The sequence below is a fragment of the Janthinobacterium sp. BJB304 genome (assembly GCF_002735765.1).
Classification (GTDB): domain Bacteria; phylum Pseudomonadota; class Gammaproteobacteria; order Burkholderiales; family Burkholderiaceae_D; genus Janthinobacterium.
This window is the reverse complement of sequence record NZ_PDZN01000060.1, coordinates 1-523: the sequence shown is the minus strand read 5'-3', so window position 1 is coordinate 523 and position 523 is coordinate 1. Positions and strand designations below refer to the sequence as shown.

Genomic DNA, 523 nt, shown 5'->3' with positions numbered 1-523 from the left:
CTACAGGGATAAGAAAGTACAACGTTGTTGCTTGTTTGTTGATACATACAATCATTACCCATCGATCTGCGTTTTACGGCAAACCGATCAATAAATAATCTTTACTTCTTCCAGATTGTTAAAGAACATACAGCACTTGATCTCGAAAAGACCAAACCTAAATCCCGGCGCCATCTGCGCTGATTTACGTTTGAACTTTTGGTGGAGGATGACGGGATCGAACCGACGACCCCCTGCTTGCAAAGCAGGTGCTCTCCCAGCTGAGCTAATCCCCCTAGGGTATTTCCAGACTACAGAAACTGGTAGGGCTGGTTGGACTCGAACCAACGACCCCCGCGTTATCAACACGGTGCTCTAACCAGCTGAGCTACAGCCCCAAATGCTGTTCTTTATATTAACAGCCGATAAGTGTGAACATTTGATGCGTGAACCATTACTGGTTCGTGCAAACTCTAGAAAGGAGGTGATCCAGCCGCACCTTCCGATACGGCTACCTTGTTACGACTTCACCCCAGTCACGAAT

General features: G+C 47.0%; 2 tRNA genes and 1 rRNA gene. All 3 read right to left on the bottom strand.

The features are described from left to right. Positions 1-199: 199 nt before the first annotated feature. A tRNA-Ala gene (locus CSQ95_RS28935) sits at positions 200-275 on the bottom strand. Between the two features lie 25 nt (positions 276-300). Then, positions 301-377: transfer RNA gene (locus CSQ95_RS28930), tRNA-Ile, on the bottom strand. Positions 378-456: 79 nt separating this feature from the next. Continuing rightward, positions 457-523, bottom strand: a 16S ribosomal RNA gene (locus CSQ95_RS28925); the annotation flags it as partial.